The sequence below is a fragment of the Planktotalea sp. genome (assembly GCF_049680325.1).
Taxonomy (GTDB): domain Bacteria; phylum Pseudomonadota; class Alphaproteobacteria; order Rhodobacterales; family Rhodobacteraceae; genus Planktotalea.
This window is the reverse complement of sequence record NZ_JBAUHO010000022.1, coordinates 1-14,555: the sequence shown is the minus strand read 5'-3', so window position 1 is coordinate 14,555 and position 14,555 is coordinate 1. Positions and strand designations below refer to the sequence as shown.

The window sequence follows — 14,555 nt, the reverse complement described above, 5'->3', positions numbered from 1 at the left end:
CGTCATCGACGATCTTCTCGCCACTGGCGGCACTGCCGAGGCAGGCATCAAACTGATCGAACGTTTGGGCGGTGAAATCGTCGGCTGTGGCTTTGTAATTGACCTGCCAGAGCTTGGGGGGCGCGCGCGTTTGGAAGCCCTCGGGATGGACGTGAAAGCGCTTTGCACCTTTGACGGGCTATAACGCTTTTTCAAGGGCTAAAGCGCTAGAACCGCGCCGGGATTCATAATGCCGTTGGGGTCCAGCGCTGCTTTGATCGCGCGCATCGCCGCCAATTTCGCAGGATCACCATATTTTTCCAGATCGTGCGTTTTCAAACGCCCGATGCCATGTTCGGCACTGACGGACCCACCAAGTTCATGCACGATGTCATGAACCGTTTCCTTCACTTGATCGCGCGCGCTGCGATAATCGCTGACCGATTTCCCAGCATCGGGAAAGATGTTGTAGTGAAGATTTCCATCACCCAGGTGTCCAAAGCAATTCACACGGAACGGGCCTAGCTTTGCAATCGCATCGCCAGCACGAACGATAAATTCGGGCAGCAGACTGATCGGCACAGAAATGTCATGCGAGGACACGGAACCGATCCTGCGATTGGCCTCCGGAATATGCTCGCGCACGGACCAAAACTCTGTCCTTTGCCCAACCGACTGTGCAATCAATCCGTCGCTCACCAGCCCCATATCCAAGCCAGTTTCGAAAAGCGTTTCAAGCGCTGTGTTTGGATCAAGCCCGCGTGCGAGCCCGACCTCAATCAGCACGCTCCATTCCGGGTTCTGTGCAAAGGGAAGGCGAATATCTGGCAGGCAGTCATCCAGAAAATCGAGGCCTTGCTTTTGAATGATCTCAAATGCGCTGACCCCGTCCCCAAGTTGCGCGCGTGCGACGCCGAGCAAAGCGATGGCAGCAGATGGATCACGCACCACCATCATCGCAGTGCCCTCGCCAAACGGGCGCGCACTTAGCTTGAGCGAGGCCGCTGTTATGATCCCAAGCGTTCCTTCCGCCCCGATCAACAGGTTTCGCAAATCATATCCGGTGTTGTCCTTGCGCAGACGTGACAGACCATTCCAGATCGTGCCGTCAGGCAGAACAGCCTCAAGCCCAAGGCAAAGGTCCCGCGCATTTCCGTAGCGCAGCACATTCACGCCGCCCGCGTTGGTGGACAAATTCCCCCCGATCCGCGCCGTGCCTTCGGCCGCGAGGGACAATGGAAACAAACGATCTGCGCCTTCCGCAGCGGCTTGAACATCTGCCAGAATGACGCCTGCTTCGGCAATCAATACATTCTCTTCCGGGTAGATCGCACGGACCTTGTTCATCCGCTCTAACGAAACGATCAGTGGAACAGGACCGTTCTGGGCAACCTGCCCACCAACCAGCCCCGTGCCGCCGCCATATGGCAAAATGCCGACGCGCGCTTCGCTCGCAAGGCGCACAATGCTTGAAACCTGTTCTACAGTTTCAGGCAACGCAATGAGCGTGTCCTGCCCTTTGTAAAGGCCACGTGGCTCTTCGAGATAACGTGGCTCTGCGCCTTTAACGACATGATCCGGCAACGCAGCGCGCAACGTGGCTTCAAATGCTTTCGAGACAGAGTTCAGCATCATGTTGTTCCTATCAGACGGTTTCACCCCGCGTGCGTGCGCCCGCGTCGATCCATTCTCAATGCAGAATAAAGCACATGCGTGCGCCAACGCCCATCAATCTGCAAATAAGCCTGCGCCACGCCTTCATATTTGAAACCCGAACGTTCCAGCAATCCACGTGATGGTTTGTTTTCGGGCAAGCAAGCTGCCTCCAAGCGTGACAAGTCCATTCGCTCGAACGCGTAGTGTACCACTGCGGCAATCGCCTCGCCCATATAGCCCTGACGCGCGAACTGATGTCCGATCCAGTAACCAAGCGTTCCGCTTTGTGCCGGACCACGACGAATATTATCAAGTGTAATCGCGCCTAGCAAAGCGCCGTCCTCGCGCCGCTCCAGAAAAAGCGGGATCGCCGTATCCGCCGTCATCGAACGCTGAGCCCAATAAACGCGATTGGTAAAAGCTTTGCGCGTCAGGTGATCGCTGGCCCAGGATGGCTCCCACTTGGTGAGGAAATCAGCGCTTTCATAACGCAAATTCGCCCAAGGGCGAAAATCGGAGTGAGCCGGTGGGCGTAGCGTCAAGCGCTCGGTTTCAAGCCGTATCTTACGCTTTACACGAAGCATTAAGCAGCGCGGCCTGCCAGCATTTCCGCAAGCTGCGGCGCGCGCTCAACCGGGCCATATAGCGCCAAAGCGGCGGGGGCTTGGCCTGCAAGATGCGCTGCGAAGTCTTTAACACCCTGCGTCGTCACAGCATCAATCTGCGCAACTGTCTCTTCAAGCGGCGGAATACGGTTCCAAATCTGTATAAGCCTTGCAAGGCGCTCGGCGCGGCTTGACGGGCTTTCAAGCCCCATAAGCATGCCAGCCTTCATCTGCGCCCGTGCGCGGGCAACTTCTGCCTCGCTCATATCCTCTGCCGCGCGAGCAAGTTCGCTCATCGTTAGATTGGCAAGTTCTGGCAATTGCTCTGCGCTTGTACCCGCATAGATCGTCATCATGCCTGTATCAGAATAGGCCCCTGTCTGCGCAAAGATCGTGTAGCACAAGCCGCGTTTTTCGCGAATTTCCTGAAACAGACGGCTCGACATGCCGCCGCCCAAGGCCACTGAATAGACCTGCGCCGTATAAATCGCGTCATCGCGATAAGCTGGCCCTTCAAACGCGAGCGCGAAATGCGCTTGCTCTAGTGTTTTGATTTCGCGGCGCTCGCCACCTTTGAACGCGGCGGCGCTGGCATCATTGGCAACGCGGCTTTCCAGCCCCCCGAACAAATCTTCGGCCATGCGCACAATCGCATCGTGATCCACATCCCCAGCGGCGGACAGGATCATCTGGGACGGGCCATAATGTTCATGCACAAAACGGCGCAAGTCCTCTTTCGAGAAGGAGCGCACGCGCTCTTCTGGCCCAAGGATCGTGCGTCCGATGGGTTGATCGGGATAGGCTTCATCCTGAAGCCAGTCGAAAATCACATCGTCTGGCGTGTCCAGCGCCTGACCGATCTCTTGCAAGATCACGCCGCGCTCGACCTCTATTTCGCTTTCGTCAAACACAGGATTCAGCAAAATGTCAGAAATCACCTCTAGCGCCAAGGGCACATCCGCGCCAAGCACGCGTGCATAATAGGCGGTCACTTCGCGGCTGGTATAGGCATTGATGTAGCCGCCCACATCCTCGATCGCCTCGGCAATTTGCAAGGCGCTGCGCGTCTTCGTGCCCTTAAACGCCATATGCTCAAGAAAATGGGCAATGCCGTTTTGCTCCAACCGCTCGTCGCGACCGCCCGCCGTCACCCAAATACCGATAGAGGCAGATTGAAGTCCCGCCATTTTCTCGGTCACTACACGAAAACCATTGGGAAAGGTGTGAGTTTTGACGCTCATACAGAAATACGCTCGCGGATCAGGGTTTGAAGGGCGTTAAGATCATTTGGCGCGCGAGTGACGCGCTCTTCTCGTTCGAACAGATCTGCCATACGTGGCGGCAGCGCAGGGCGCAAACCAGTCGCCGCCTCGACCGCATTCGGGAATTTTGCAGGGTGTGCAGTAGCCAACGTAATCATCGGGGTCGTGCCAAGATGATCCTCAGCCACGGCCACACCAATTGCTGAATGCGGGCAAAGCAATTCACCCGTCTCTGCCAAAGCGCGCGTAATCATCGCAGAGGTTCCGCCCTCATCAACCATACCGCTGTCATAATGTTCGCGCAGCGCGCCCATAGCGTTGTCTGAAATCGTAAAACCACCGCCCTGCGCAAGTTCATCCATAAGTCCCTTGATCGCAACGCCGTCCTTGTCATGCGCCCAAAAAAGGGCGCGTTCGAAATTGCTGGAAATTTCGATATCCATCGACGGTGAAATCGAGGCCTTAACACCTTGCTTGGTGTAACCGGCAGTTTCCATGCAACGATGCAGGATATCGTTCTGATTGGTCGCGATGACCAAACGGTCGATTGGAAGGCCCATTTGCTTGGCAATAAAGCCTGCAAAAATGTCACCGAAGTTACCTGTCGGCACTGTAAAGTTGATCTTGCGATCAGGCGCGCCAAGCGAAACAGCTGTGCTAAAGTAGTAAACCACCTGTGCGAGAACCCGTGCCCAGTTGATAGAATTCACACCAGCCAACTGAACCCCGTCACGGAAATCAAAATCGTTGAACATGTCTTTCAATCGGGCTTGGCAATCATCGAAATCACCGTCCATCGCGATCGCATGCACATTGCTTTCGCAGGGCGTTGTCATCTGGCGACGCTGCACCTCGGACACACGACCATGCGGGTAAAGAATGAACACATCCACAGCATCCAATCCGCGAAAGGCCTCAATCGCGGCAGAACCCGTGTCGCCAGATGTAGCGCCTACAATCGTAACACGTTTGCCCGACCGCTTTAGTGCAACTTCAAACATCTGGCCGATAAGTTGCATGGCGAAATCTTTGAACGCGAGGGTTGGACCGTGAAACAGCTCCATCAAGAAATGGTTTGGCCCAAGCTGAACTAGCGGCGCTCGGGCGGCGTGGCCAAAGCCCGCATATGCGCGCTCGATGCAGCCTTTGAATTCTTCATCCGTGAAGGTGTCGCCAACAAAGGGACGCATCACGCGGAAAGCGATTTCTTCATAGCTGGCACCCGCAAGTGCACGCATGTCTTCAACGCTCATTTGTGGAATCGTTTCGGGAACATATAGCCCACCATCACGCGCCAAGCCTGTCAGCATCGCATCCTCAAATGACAAGACCGGCGCAGAGCCGCGAGTAGAGACGTATTTCATGAGGAACCCTTCTGCACGCCACGCGCGCGCCATAGGAAAGTCAGTGTCATAATGATCCATATCGCAGCCAGTGAGAACCACGTAATTGCATATTGCAAATGATCGTTCGGGATGCCGGTGATGTCCACACGCAGCGGCGCGACTGGATCATTTTCCAGCGACACCGATTGCGCGACGATCAAAACCGGCTCTGTATCAAGGTGCTTAGCCATGGCCGGGACATCGCGGGCAAACCATATCTCTGCCTTCAAATCAGGCTCTGGAATGGAGCCGCCGGTTTCCATCGGCCAATGCAGGTTCCCCAGAACCCCGGCAGGGCCGCTGGGGCGCGGCGCATTTTTTTGATCCACTTTGACAAAGCCGCGATCCAGCAAAAGGCGTCGACCCGTATCCGTTTCGAAAGCCGCGATAATGCGATAGCCTGCGCCGATTTGCTTTTGAGAAACGAGCACGTGAATTTCATCGTCTGTAACGATGCCGTTCGCCGTAACGGGCAGGTATCTATCTGCCACGGGATCGGGGGTTTCGGGCACTGCTTGCGGCGCTGCGGAAATGCGCGCGCTTATGTCCGTGAGGATTGCCTCTTTCCAGGACAAGCGCTGTAATTGCCAAACGCCAAGCGCGATCAGAATGGCGGCCCCCGCCAAGCCAAACATCAAAGGAAGAAACAGCCGCGTCAGCATGTAAAGTTTAGACCCATCCATTGAAAAGGCGCGCAGGACAATTATCCTGCGCGCCTTGGCTTTTGTCCTTTTGCGGCGCGGGTTTCAAGCCGCAATGCGCCGCAACGTTTCGTTCTTAGCCGCCCCAGACGTAAACAGCAGCAAAGAGGAAGAGCCAAACAACATCAACGAAGTGCCAGTACCAAGCCGCCGCCTCAAAGCCGATGTGGCGTTCAGGCGTGAAGTGGCCACGCTGCAATCGCAGCAAGCAAACCAGCAAGAAGATGGTTCCGATCACAACGTGGAAACCGTGAAAACCGGTCGCCATGAAGAAGTTTGCACCATAAATGTTGCCTGAGAAGCCAAAGGCCGCATGGCTATACTCATAGGCCTGAAACGCGGTGAAGATGATGCCAAGGCCAACAGCAATAATCAGGCCCCATTTTGTATCTTCACGGTTGTTTTCATGCGCTAGAGCATGGTGTGCCCATGTCGCCGCAGCACCAGAGCAAAGCAGGATCAGCGTGTTGATTAATGGCAGGTGCCAAGGGTCAAACGTTTCGATGCCCGCTGGTGGCCAAATGCCGTCAATCGCTGGGGATTGCGGACCCATCGGGTACATGGCGTGCTTAAAGAAGCTCCAGAACCAAGCTGCGAAGAACATGATTTCGGACATGATGAACATGATGAAACCATAGCGCAGGCCGATGCGAACAACGGGTGTGTGATCGCCAACGTGGCTTTCATCCACCACATCAGACCACCAGCCGAACATGACATAAAGAACGCCAGCAAGGCCGATCAGGAACACCCAAGGGCCGCTGTCGTGCATCCAAACTACAGCGCCAAAGAGCATAACAAACGCGCCAACCGCACCAAGGAGTGGCCAGAGCGAAGGGTTAAGAATGTGATAGTCGTGGTTTTTTGCGTGTGCCATGGGTCCCTCGTCGGATCGGCTTAGTTATTATTCGTTTCGGCGGGTTGCTCAAGAGCGGCTTGTTGAACCGTCTCGGGCAAATCGATTTCGTAGAACGTATACGAAAGCGTTATCTCTTTGGTATATTTCGCGTCGCGGTCTGTGACAATCTCTGGATCGACATAGAATGACACTGGCATTTCGACGCGTTCACCCGGTTGCAAGACCTGCTCTTCAAAGCAGAAACACTCGATCTTGTTGAAGAAATATCCAGCCTGATACGGCGCAACATTATAGCTGGCTTGCCCAGCGACGGGGCGATCGGTTGGATTATAGGCCTCGTAAAAGATCAAACCGGTTTCACCGATGCGCATTTCAACTTCGCGCACCATTGGTTTGAATTCCCAAGGCATATCGCGGTCCTTGGAGGCGTCAAAGCGTACAATGATTGTCTGATCGAGAATTGTATCGCTGCCGATTTCGGCAGTATTCGTAACGCCGCCAAAACCTGTGACGCGGCAGAACCAATCATAGAACGGCACAGACGCCCAAGCGAGCGCACCCATGAACACAACAAGCGTTGCCGCCTGAAGAACTGTCTTATTCTTGGGATCCATTGCCATCAGTTTTGAACCTCGCCGCGCGGTGGTTCATAGTCGCCGCGCGTGACCTTGACGATAGTTAGTCCGAAAATAATCATGATGAACGCGCCCAGCAAAAGCCCAACCCCGAGGTTGCGACCATAGCGGCGTGTGTGAATTTCGTGTTGCTTGCTCAGCGCCATTACCAGCCCCCTAATCCGAAGCGGCTCAACAGAGCCTCGATCAGGATCGCGCCGAAATGGGCGAAAAGATAGAGCAACGACAATTTGAAAAAGCTGCGTTCGGATTTGAAGTTATCCGCTTCGCTTGCGTCTTCATCGCGGCGGAAAATATCCCACGCACCTTTGATAAACAATGCGTTCAAGATGACCGCAACTCCCAGATAGATCGGTCCGCCGACTGCGGTGAAGGCTGTGCCAACCGCCAGAACGGCCAAAAGCAATGTGTAGACAAGAATGTGAACACGTGTTGCACGGCGACCATGGGTCACTGTCAACATTGGCACGCCGGCATTATCGTAATCCTTGCGCATAAACAGCGCGAGCGCCCAGAAATGCGGAGGCGTCCACATAAACGTTAGGCAGAACATCAAAACGGATTCGATAGAAATTCCGCCTGTTGCGACAGCCCAACCGATCATCGGAGGGAACGCGCCGGCAGCACCGCCGATAACAATGTTCTGGGGTGTCCAACGCTTCAACCACATCGTGTAGATCACGACGTAAAAGAAAATCGTAAAGCCAAGCAATGCGCCAGCAACCCAGTTGGAGGCAAGGCCAAGCATAATAACCGAAAGACCAGAAAGCGCGACACCAAAGGCAAGAGCTTCGCCTTCAGTCACTTTACCTGCGGGAATAGGGCGCTTTTGCGTGCGCTTCATCACCGCATCAATATCAGCGTCCCACCACATATTCAGAGCGCCGGATGCACCGCCGCCGATCGCAATAAAAAGGATAGATGCAAAGGCAATCATCGGATGCACCGGGTTTGGCGCGGCAAGCAAACCAACCAGGGCTGTAAAAACAACAAGGGTCATGACCCGCGGCTTTAGCAAAGCAAAGAAATCGCCAAAGCTCGCCTCCCGCTCAAGGCTGGCGCCGTTCAAGCTAACATCGCTCATCCTGTCCTCCCTTTTTCGCATTCGCTCGCGGCACTAGACGCGCAATTAGTGCTTTGCGCGTCCCCGTCAATTCAGTCGTTAGTTTACTGATGCCACTTTGTATGGCTGTGGCAAACCTGCGTACTCTTCAATCGCGCCTTTCAGCCACTCTTGATAAGCTTCTTCACTGACAACTTTCACAGTGATTGGCATGTAAGAGTGATCCTTGCCGCAAAGCTCGGAACACTGACCAAAGTAGATGCCTTCTTTCTCGGCTGCGAACCAAAGCTGCGAAATACGGCCCGGGACCGCATCCTGCTTTACGCCAAAGGCCGGGATTGTCCAGGAGTGGATCACGTCCGCACCTGTCAGGTTCATCACGATAGTCTTGCCGACAGGAACAACAACCGCTGTGTCCGTCGCCAGCAAATACTGTTCTGGTGCGTAGCCCTTGTCAGCCAGCTCATCCTTGGCCAGCATGAAGCTGTCAAAGCCGAACTCGTGATCGACATACTCATACCCCCAGTACCACTGGTAACCCGTCACCTTGATCGTGATATCGGCCTGTGGAATTTCCTGCTGCTTGAACAGGATGGGCAAGGAAAACGCACCGATCAAGACAAGAACAACGATCGGAATGACCGTCCATGCCACTTCTACAGGTGAGTTATGTGTGAATGTGCCCGGCGTCGGGTTCGCACGGCGGTTAAAGCGCACGATGCAGTAGATCATCAAAGCCGTCACGAACACCGTGATGATGGTGATGATAACGAGAATCATCCAGTCGAGCCATTGCAAGTCACGTGCAAGCTCTGTCGCTGCTGGTTGAAAGCCTGTGCCGCGTGGCAGCGGCTGGCCAATTACTTCGAGCGCTTCCTGCGCCATGGCCGGAGCCGCGAAGAGTGTAGCCATAAGGCCGTAAAGTGTTGTTTTCAGTCGCATATTACACCCTGATCGATTGCGGCGATACGCCAGTCTTTTTCGGTTATGATCTGTCTAGTTCGGTCAAACAAGCCCAGCCCGCCAAAGCAACGCACTTAGCCCGTTGTTATTGCGGTGCTTAAAACCATATTCTTACTAGTAGATAAAGACTAAGCGTTGCGGCAAACGGACGCTTTTTTGATTTATGTCAAATGAAAGAGATTTTTTGCATGGCCAGCACCGCTTTTCGCCCCTTCCAGGATTTGATTTCACGCGAAAACGCGCTGGGGATTCTTCAAACGGCCTGTCACGGTGCGGATGACGGAGAGCTATTCATTGAACGGCGCACCTCAGAGAGCCTCGTTTTTGATGACGGCAAGCTTAAGAACGCCTCTTATGATGCGTCCGAAGGCTTTGGTCTGCGTGCAGTTCTTGGTGAAGTCAGCGGTTATGCGCATTCCACCGAGGTATCAGAAGCGGCATTGCATCGTGCCTCGGCAACAACGCGGCTTGCGATCGGCAATGGCGGTGGCACCTTGGCAGATGCGCCAAGCGCGACGAACACACGGCTATATCGCGATGTTGATCCCATTTCCGAGGTCAGCTTTACCGCGAAAGTCGATACGCTGCGCGAAATGGATGCCTTTCTGCGTGATCTTGATTCGCGTGTGGTTCAGGTCAGCGCCTCTATCGCGGCTTCACTGCAAGAGATCACGATTTTGCGTCCCGACGGCGTTGAGGCAAGCGATACCCGCCCGATGACCCGGGTGAATGTGTCCGTCATCGTGGAAGAAAACGGGCGGCGCGAAAGCGGGTCTGCTGGTGGCGGCGGGCGAATTTCGCTCGACGGGCTTATCACGCCAAGCGATTGGCAACCTAAAGCGCGCGAAGCACTTCGGATCGCTTTGGTCAACTTGCAAGCCGTTCCCGCCCCTGCTGGCATGATGGATGTGGTGCTTGGCCCCGGTTGGCCCGGGATTTTGCTGCATGAGGCCGTCGGTCATGGGCTGGAAGGGGATTTCAATCGTAAAGGCTCAAGCGCATTTTCGGGGCGCGTTGGTGAAAGGGTTGCCTCCAAGGGGGTCACGGTTCTGGACGACGGCACGATCCCTGATCGGCGCGGCTCGATAAGCATTGATGATGAAGGAACGCCCTCGGCCAAGAACGTCTTGATCGAGGACGGTATACTTGTGGGCTATATGCAGGATCGCCAGAACGCCCGCCTTATGGGCGTTGCGCCAACGGGCAACGGGCGGCGCGAAAGCTATGCGCATCCCCCTATGCCGCGCATGACCAACACATATATGCTGGGCGGGCAAAGCGATCCTGCGGATATTGTTGCCGATCTGAAAGACGGCATCTATGCGGTTGGATTTGGCGGCGGCCAGGTCGATATCACAAATGGTAAGTTCGTATTTTCGTGTACTGAAGCCTACCGCGTTCAAAACGGCAAGATCGGCGCGCCTGTCAAAGGCGCAACGCTGATTGGCGACGGCGCAACTGCGATGCAGCAAATTCGTGCGCTCGGCAATGATATGGCGCTTGATCCGGGCATGGGGAATTGCGGCAAGGCCGGCCAATGGGTCCCTGTTGGCGTTGGTCAGCCAACGGTTATGATTGGAGGATTGACGGTCGGCGGCGCGGGAGGCTGAACCAAATCTGTTTTTGGTTTACGCGCTGTTAACTCCGATCCTGCTAGAGATGATTCTGCAAGCAGACGGAGCCACGATGAGCGAGCAGACCAACACTTCTTCCACTCACCCCCTACTCCCACCCACCACGGAAGATGAACGCCTCACGTGGCTCCGGCTCTTGCGCTCGCGGCGGGTCGGCATTTCAACCTTTTACCGGTTGCTTGGCGAACATGGCAGCGCCGCAGCGGCGTTGGACGCCTTGCCCGAGGTCGCCTCCAAAGCGGGATTAAGCAAATATGAACCCTGCTCATCGCAGCGCGCGCAGGCTGAATTGAGCGCGGGCGCTGCAGCAGGCGCACAGCTTATCTGCCGCGGCGAAAAGGCCTATCCTGGTTTGCTGGCCGAAATTTCAGATGCGCCGCCCATGCTATGGGTCCGTGGAAACCTGAAGGGGTTCAGCCGCCCGATGATCGCACTTGTTGGTGCACGCAATGCATCCTCGCTTGGGACGCGTATGGCGCGCGCACTTGCGAATGAGCTTTCCGAGCAAGGGTATATTATAGTGTCCGGTCTTGCGCGCGGAATAGACACCTGTGCCCATCTGGCTGCTGCAAAAAACGGATCGCTTGCGGTTCTGGCTGGCGGCGTCGACGTCATTTATCCTGCGGAAAATCTTGCGCTGGCAGAAAGCCTGTTGGACAAAGGGGCGCTAATTTCCGAACAACCGATGGGCATGGCCCCTATTGCACGGCACTTCCCTATGCGAAATCGCATTATTTCCGGGTTGTGTCGCGGCGTCGTCGTTGTCGAGGCGGCGGCAAAATCTGGCAGTCTGATTACCGCACGCGGCGCGTTGGACCAGGGGCGCGATGTTCTTGCCGTTCCAGGTCATCCGTTTGATGCGCGCGCCTCGGGCTGCAACATGCTAATCAGGGACGGCGCAATACTGGTGCGAAATGCACAGGATGTTACCGATGCGCTTGCAGCCCTGGCGCCGGAGGCGAATGAACACCAGCAAGAACAGCTACAAATGCCGCTTCCGAAACAAGCCCCCCCGCAACGCAGTTTGCGCGAGGTTAACGCATTGCACCAACGTATCCTTGATCGACTAGGGCCCAGCCCTGTCGCAGAGGATCAATTGCTGCGCGATATCGGTGCCCAGACCAGCATGATGATACCTGTTCTAACGGATCTGGAACTACGTGGACAAATCCGTCGCGCCCCCGGCGGATTGATTAGTCGCGCTTAGTTAACCCCGGCGCAATAGTCTTCGATCACCGCACGATAGCGTCGACAGAACGGTGCATATGCGAACCAGACATCGGTTGCACCTATCGCCCAATGCACGGCGACCCAGGTGTCACCAGACAGAATCATCAACGCCTGCAAGCCCGTCCCGTCCATGAATTCGGGATCAAACGCTCCCTGTTGAAAACCTGGCGTTTTGTAGAGGTCAATCTCTTTGCCGCCGGGTCGCTGGGCAGACAACGAAGCAAAGCCGACCTGTCCGCTGATCCGAAGGTCATGAACGATGAATTCTACTGGTGCGCCAAGCTGTTCCTGCGCGTGCGGGCGGATTGCGTCGAGCATTGCTTTTCGCTCGCTCGTGCCGCGTGCTGGCTCGAAGTACTCTGCGGCAACAGGGCCCGACACAAACAATGCGAGGAAAAGAATTTTCAAGAACTGCATAAAACCGGCCCCTTTTCATCAATACCAGCACCTTAACGCAGCGCGGCGGCGTTTGTCTTGCCTCAATTTCGGGCGGTATTCGCGCTTAATAATCAAGCGCAATTGACATTGCGCACTTTCCCGACACATGTAGCGGACCCATAAGAAAAGAATAACTTGAGACGAGTCGTAAGGAAATCAAATGCCAGTTGTTGTCGTAGAATCTCCCGCTAAAGCTAAGACAATAAACAAGTATTTGGGGCCGAACTATACAGTTCTAGCCTCCTACGGTCACGTGCGTGACCTGCCGCCAAAGGATGGCTCGGTCGACACCGAACATGACTTTGAAATGAAGTGGGAGATCGGAAACGACAGCAAAAAGCATGTCAAAGCCATCGCCGACGCCCTCAAGGACGACAACGAACTCATTCTCGCGACCGACCCCGACCGTGAAGGCGAAGCGATTTCATGGCACTTGCAAGAGGCGCTCACCAAACGTCGTTCGATCAAGAAAGACACGCCTGTCAGCCGCGTGGTTTTCAACGCAATTACCAAGGCCGCTGTAACAGAGGCCATGAAAAATCCGCGCCAAGTTGATGTACCGCTCGTAGAGGCCTATCTCGCCCGCCGCGCATTGGATTACCTTGTCGGCTTTAACCTTTCGCCCGTTCTATGGCGCAAACTGCCCGGTGCGCGTTCTGCGGGTCGTGTTCAATCCGTTTGTTTGCGCATCATCGTCGAACGCGAGCAGGAAATCGAAGCTTTCAACGCGCGCGAATACTGGTCTGTCAAAGCGTTGCTTGCCACCCCGCGCGGACAGGAATTCGAGGCACGCTTGACGGTCTTGGGCGGCAAGAAGCTCGATAAATACGATCTGGCGAACGAAACAGCTGCCGAACTGGCGGTTCAGGCAGTAACGTCTCGCGCGCTCAAAGCGGTCTCTGTTGAAGCCAAACCAGCCTCCCGCAACCCATCCGCGCCGTTTATGACATCGACGCTTCAGCAAGAGGCCAGTCGCAAGTTCGGTTTTGGCGCGCGCCAGACAATGAACGTGGCCCAGCGGCTATATGAGGCGGGACACATCACATATATGCGTACCGATGGCATCGACATGGCACCCGAAGCGATCACCGAAACGCGCGAAGCGATCAAGGATCGCTATGGTGACGACTATCTGCCCAAGGCCCCGCGCGAGTACAAAAACAAAGCCAAAAACGCTCAGGAAGCGCACGAATGTATCCGACCGACGGAACTGTCCAAGGATGCCGATAGCCTGAAGCTCAGCGAACCAGATCAACGCAAACTTTACGATCTGATCTGGAAGCGCACGATTGCCTGCCAGATGGAAAGTGCCCGCATGGAGCGCACGACGGTTGATCTGGGATCGGACGACGGTCAGGTGCAACTTCGCGCGACAGGTCAGGTTGTGCTCTTTGACGGCTTTATGAAAGTCTATGAAGAAGGCCGCGATGATGCCGTTGTAGATGAGGATGACAAGCGTCTGCCGCAAGTTGCCATGGGCGATCCGATGGACAAACGCGCGATCAACCCTGAGCAGCACCACACCCAGCCACCGCCCCGCTATACCGAAGCAACCTTGGTAAAGCGCATGGAAGAATTGGGGATTGGTCGTCCATCGACCTACGCCTCTATCGTGACAACGATCCAAGACCGTGAATATGTGCGTAAAGACAAGAACCGCCTCTACCCCGAGGATAAGGGCCGGATCGTAACGATTTTCCTGATGAATTTCTTCCGTCAATACGTTGGCTATGATTTCACCGCCGATTTGGAAAGCCAGCTTGACGATGTTTCCGCTGGCGAAGCTGACTATAAGGTCTTGCTTAGTAAGTTCTGGCGCGATTTCCATGCGGCGATCACGGAAACCTCCGAATTGCGCATTTCCGAAGTGCTTGACGTTCTGGATGCCGCCCTCGCGCCGCAGCTATATCCACCGCGCGACGATGGCTCTGATCCTCGTATCTGCCCGAAATGTGGTCAGGGTAGCCTGCACCTTAAAACATCGCGCACCGGTGGCTTCGTCGGATGCGGCAACTATCCTGAATGCACCTACACGCGTCCTATCGCTGGCGAGGGCGCGGATGGCGATGAACGGGTTCTTGGTGAAGACGCTGGCGACGAAATCTGGTTGAAGACCGGTCGTTTCGGTCCCTACGGTAAACGCGG

At 55.3% G+C, this 14,555-nt stretch carries 14 protein-coding genes and 1 pseudogene; 4 read left to right on the top strand and 11 right to left on the bottom strand.

Going from position 1 to position 14,555, the window contains the following annotated elements; translation table 11 throughout:
- Positions 1-184, top strand: a pseudogene (locus WBC85_RS01260) (adenine phosphoribosyltransferase); the annotation flags it as partial.
- Positions 185-198: 14 nt separating this feature from the next.
- Here WBC85_RS01260 and WBC85_RS01255 read toward each other — a convergent pair.
- The 10 genes from WBC85_RS01255 to coxB form a co-directional block, all read right to left on the bottom strand.
- The gene (locus WBC85_RS01255) at positions 199-1,614 is read right to left on the bottom strand and encodes an FAD-binding oxidoreductase (RefSeq protein ID WP_424432869.1); all 1,416 of its coding nucleotides are present in this window, start codon (positions 1,612-1,614) and stop codon (positions 199-201) included.
- 20 nt (positions 1,615-1,634) lie between these two features.
- A complete protein-coding gene (locus WBC85_RS01250; RefSeq protein WP_424432868.1) occupies positions 1,635-2,219 on the bottom strand; it encodes a GNAT family N-acetyltransferase in 585 nt (194 codons plus the stop codon).
- On the bottom strand, positions 2,219-3,481 hold the full coding sequence (locus WBC85_RS01245; protein WP_424432867.1) for a M16 family metallopeptidase: 1,263 nt from the start codon (positions 3,479-3,481) through the stop codon (positions 2,219-2,221). Before WBC85_RS01245 ends, WBC85_RS01250 begins: the two co-directional genes overlap by 1 nt.
- Complete coding sequence (gene thrC, locus WBC85_RS01240; RefSeq protein ID WP_424432866.1) at positions 3,478-4,866, bottom strand: threonine synthase; 1,389 nt, start codon at positions 4,864-4,866, stop codon at positions 3,478-3,480. The genes WBC85_RS01245 and thrC overlap by 4 nt, the downstream gene beginning before the upstream one ends.
- Positions 4,863-5,549: an SURF1 family protein gene (locus WBC85_RS01235; protein ID WP_424432870.1), complete on the bottom strand. Its 687-nt coding sequence runs from the start codon at positions 5,547-5,549 to the stop codon at positions 4,863-4,865. The genes thrC and WBC85_RS01235 overlap by 4 nt, the downstream gene beginning before the upstream one ends.
- 115 nt (positions 5,550-5,664) lie before the next feature.
- A complete protein-coding gene (locus tag WBC85_RS01230) occupies positions 5,665-6,465 on the bottom strand; it encodes a cytochrome c oxidase subunit 3 (RefSeq protein WP_424432865.1) in 801 nt (266 codons plus the stop codon).
- A gap of 20 nt (positions 6,466-6,485) precedes the next feature.
- Positions 6,486-7,067: a cytochrome c oxidase assembly protein gene (locus WBC85_RS01225; RefSeq protein WP_424432864.1), complete on the bottom strand. Its 582-nt coding sequence runs from the start codon at positions 7,065-7,067 to the stop codon at positions 6,486-6,488.
- Positions 7,067-7,228: a hypothetical protein gene (locus WBC85_RS01220; protein WP_424432863.1), complete on the bottom strand. Its 162-nt coding sequence runs from the start codon at positions 7,226-7,228 to the stop codon at positions 7,067-7,069. The genes WBC85_RS01225 and WBC85_RS01220 overlap by 1 nt, the downstream gene beginning before the upstream one ends.
- Positions 7,228-8,166: a heme o synthase gene (cyoE, locus tag WBC85_RS01215; protein ID WP_424432862.1), complete on the bottom strand. Its 939-nt coding sequence runs from the start codon at positions 8,164-8,166 to the stop codon at positions 7,228-7,230. Before cyoE ends, WBC85_RS01220 begins: the two co-directional genes overlap by 1 nt.
- A 78-nt stretch (positions 8,167-8,244) precedes the next feature.
- On the bottom strand, positions 8,245-9,087 hold the full coding sequence (gene coxB, locus WBC85_RS01210; protein WP_424432861.1) for a cytochrome c oxidase subunit II: 843 nt from the start codon (positions 9,085-9,087) through the stop codon (positions 8,245-8,247).
- Positions 9,088-9,296: 209 nt separating this feature from the next.
- Between coxB and tldD the strand changes: the two genes are divergently transcribed.
- Positions 9,297-10,718: a metalloprotease TldD gene (gene tldD, locus WBC85_RS01205; RefSeq protein ID WP_424432860.1), complete on the top strand. Its 1,422-nt coding sequence runs from the start codon at positions 9,297-9,299 to the stop codon at positions 10,716-10,718.
- Positions 10,719-10,794: 76 nt separating this feature from the next.
- On the top strand, positions 10,795-11,949 hold the full coding sequence (gene dprA, locus WBC85_RS01200) for a DNA-processing protein DprA (RefSeq protein WP_424432859.1): 1,155 nt from the start codon (positions 10,795-10,797) through the stop codon (positions 11,947-11,949).
- On the opposite strand, the gene WBC85_RS01195 is transcribed toward dprA, so the two are convergent.
- Positions 11,946-12,389, bottom strand: a complete 444-nt coding sequence (locus tag WBC85_RS01195) for a hypothetical protein (RefSeq protein ID WP_424432858.1) — start codon at positions 12,387-12,389, stop codon at positions 11,946-11,948. The genes dprA and WBC85_RS01195 overlap by 4 nt on opposite strands.
- Positions 12,390-12,570: 181 nt before the next feature.
- Here WBC85_RS01195 and topA point away from each other — a divergent pair.
- Positions 12,571-14,555: type I DNA topoisomerase (topA, locus tag WBC85_RS01190; protein WP_424432857.1), on the top strand; the 1,985-nt coding region annotated here is incomplete at its 3' end.

Excerpts from the sequence above, each read along its gene's own strand:
- WBC85_RS01250 (WP_424432868.1), bottom strand. The coding sequence starts at position 2,219 with ATGCTTCGTGTAAAGCGTAAGATACGGCTTGAAACCGAGCGCTTGACG.
- WBC85_RS01235 (WP_424432870.1), bottom strand. The coding sequence starts at position 5,549 with ATGCTGACGCGGCTGTTTCTTCCTTTGATGTTTGGCTTGGCGGGGGCC.
- tldD (WP_424432860.1), top strand. The coding sequence starts at position 9,297 with ATGGCCAGCACCGCTTTTCGCCCCTTCCAGGATTTGATTTCACGCGAA.
- dprA (WP_424432859.1), top strand. The coding sequence starts at position 10,795 with ATGAGCGAGCAGACCAACACTTCTTCCACTCACCCCCTACTCCCACCC.
- WBC85_RS01245 (WP_424432867.1), bottom strand. The coding sequence starts at position 3,481 with ATGAGCGTCAAAACTCACACCTTTCCCAATGGTTTTCGTGTAGTGACC.
- coxB (WP_424432861.1), bottom strand. The coding sequence starts at position 9,087 with ATGCGACTGAAAACAACACTTTACGGCCTTATGGCTACACTCTTCGCG.
- WBC85_RS01220 (WP_424432863.1), bottom strand. The coding sequence starts at position 7,228 with ATGGCGCTGAGCAAGCAACACGAAATTCACACACGCCGCTATGGTCGC.
- WBC85_RS01230 (WP_424432865.1), bottom strand. The coding sequence starts at position 6,465 with ATGGCACACGCAAAAAACCACGACTATCACATTCTTAACCCTTCGCTC.
- WBC85_RS01255 (WP_424432869.1), bottom strand. The coding sequence starts at position 1,614 with ATGATGCTGAACTCTGTCTCGAAAGCATTTGAAGCCACGTTGCGCGCT.
- thrC (WP_424432866.1), bottom strand. The coding sequence starts at position 4,866 with ATGAAATACGTCTCTACTCGCGGCTCTGCGCCGGTCTTGTCATTTGAG.
- WBC85_RS01195 (WP_424432858.1), bottom strand. The coding sequence starts at position 12,389 with ATGCAGTTCTTGAAAATTCTTTTCCTCGCATTGTTTGTGTCGGGCCCT.
- cyoE (WP_424432862.1), bottom strand. The coding sequence starts at position 8,166 with ATGAGCGATGTTAGCTTGAACGGCGCCAGCCTTGAGCGGGAGGCGAGC.
- WBC85_RS01225 (WP_424432864.1), bottom strand. The coding sequence starts at position 7,067 with ATGGCAATGGATCCCAAGAATAAGACAGTTCTTCAGGCGGCAACGCTT.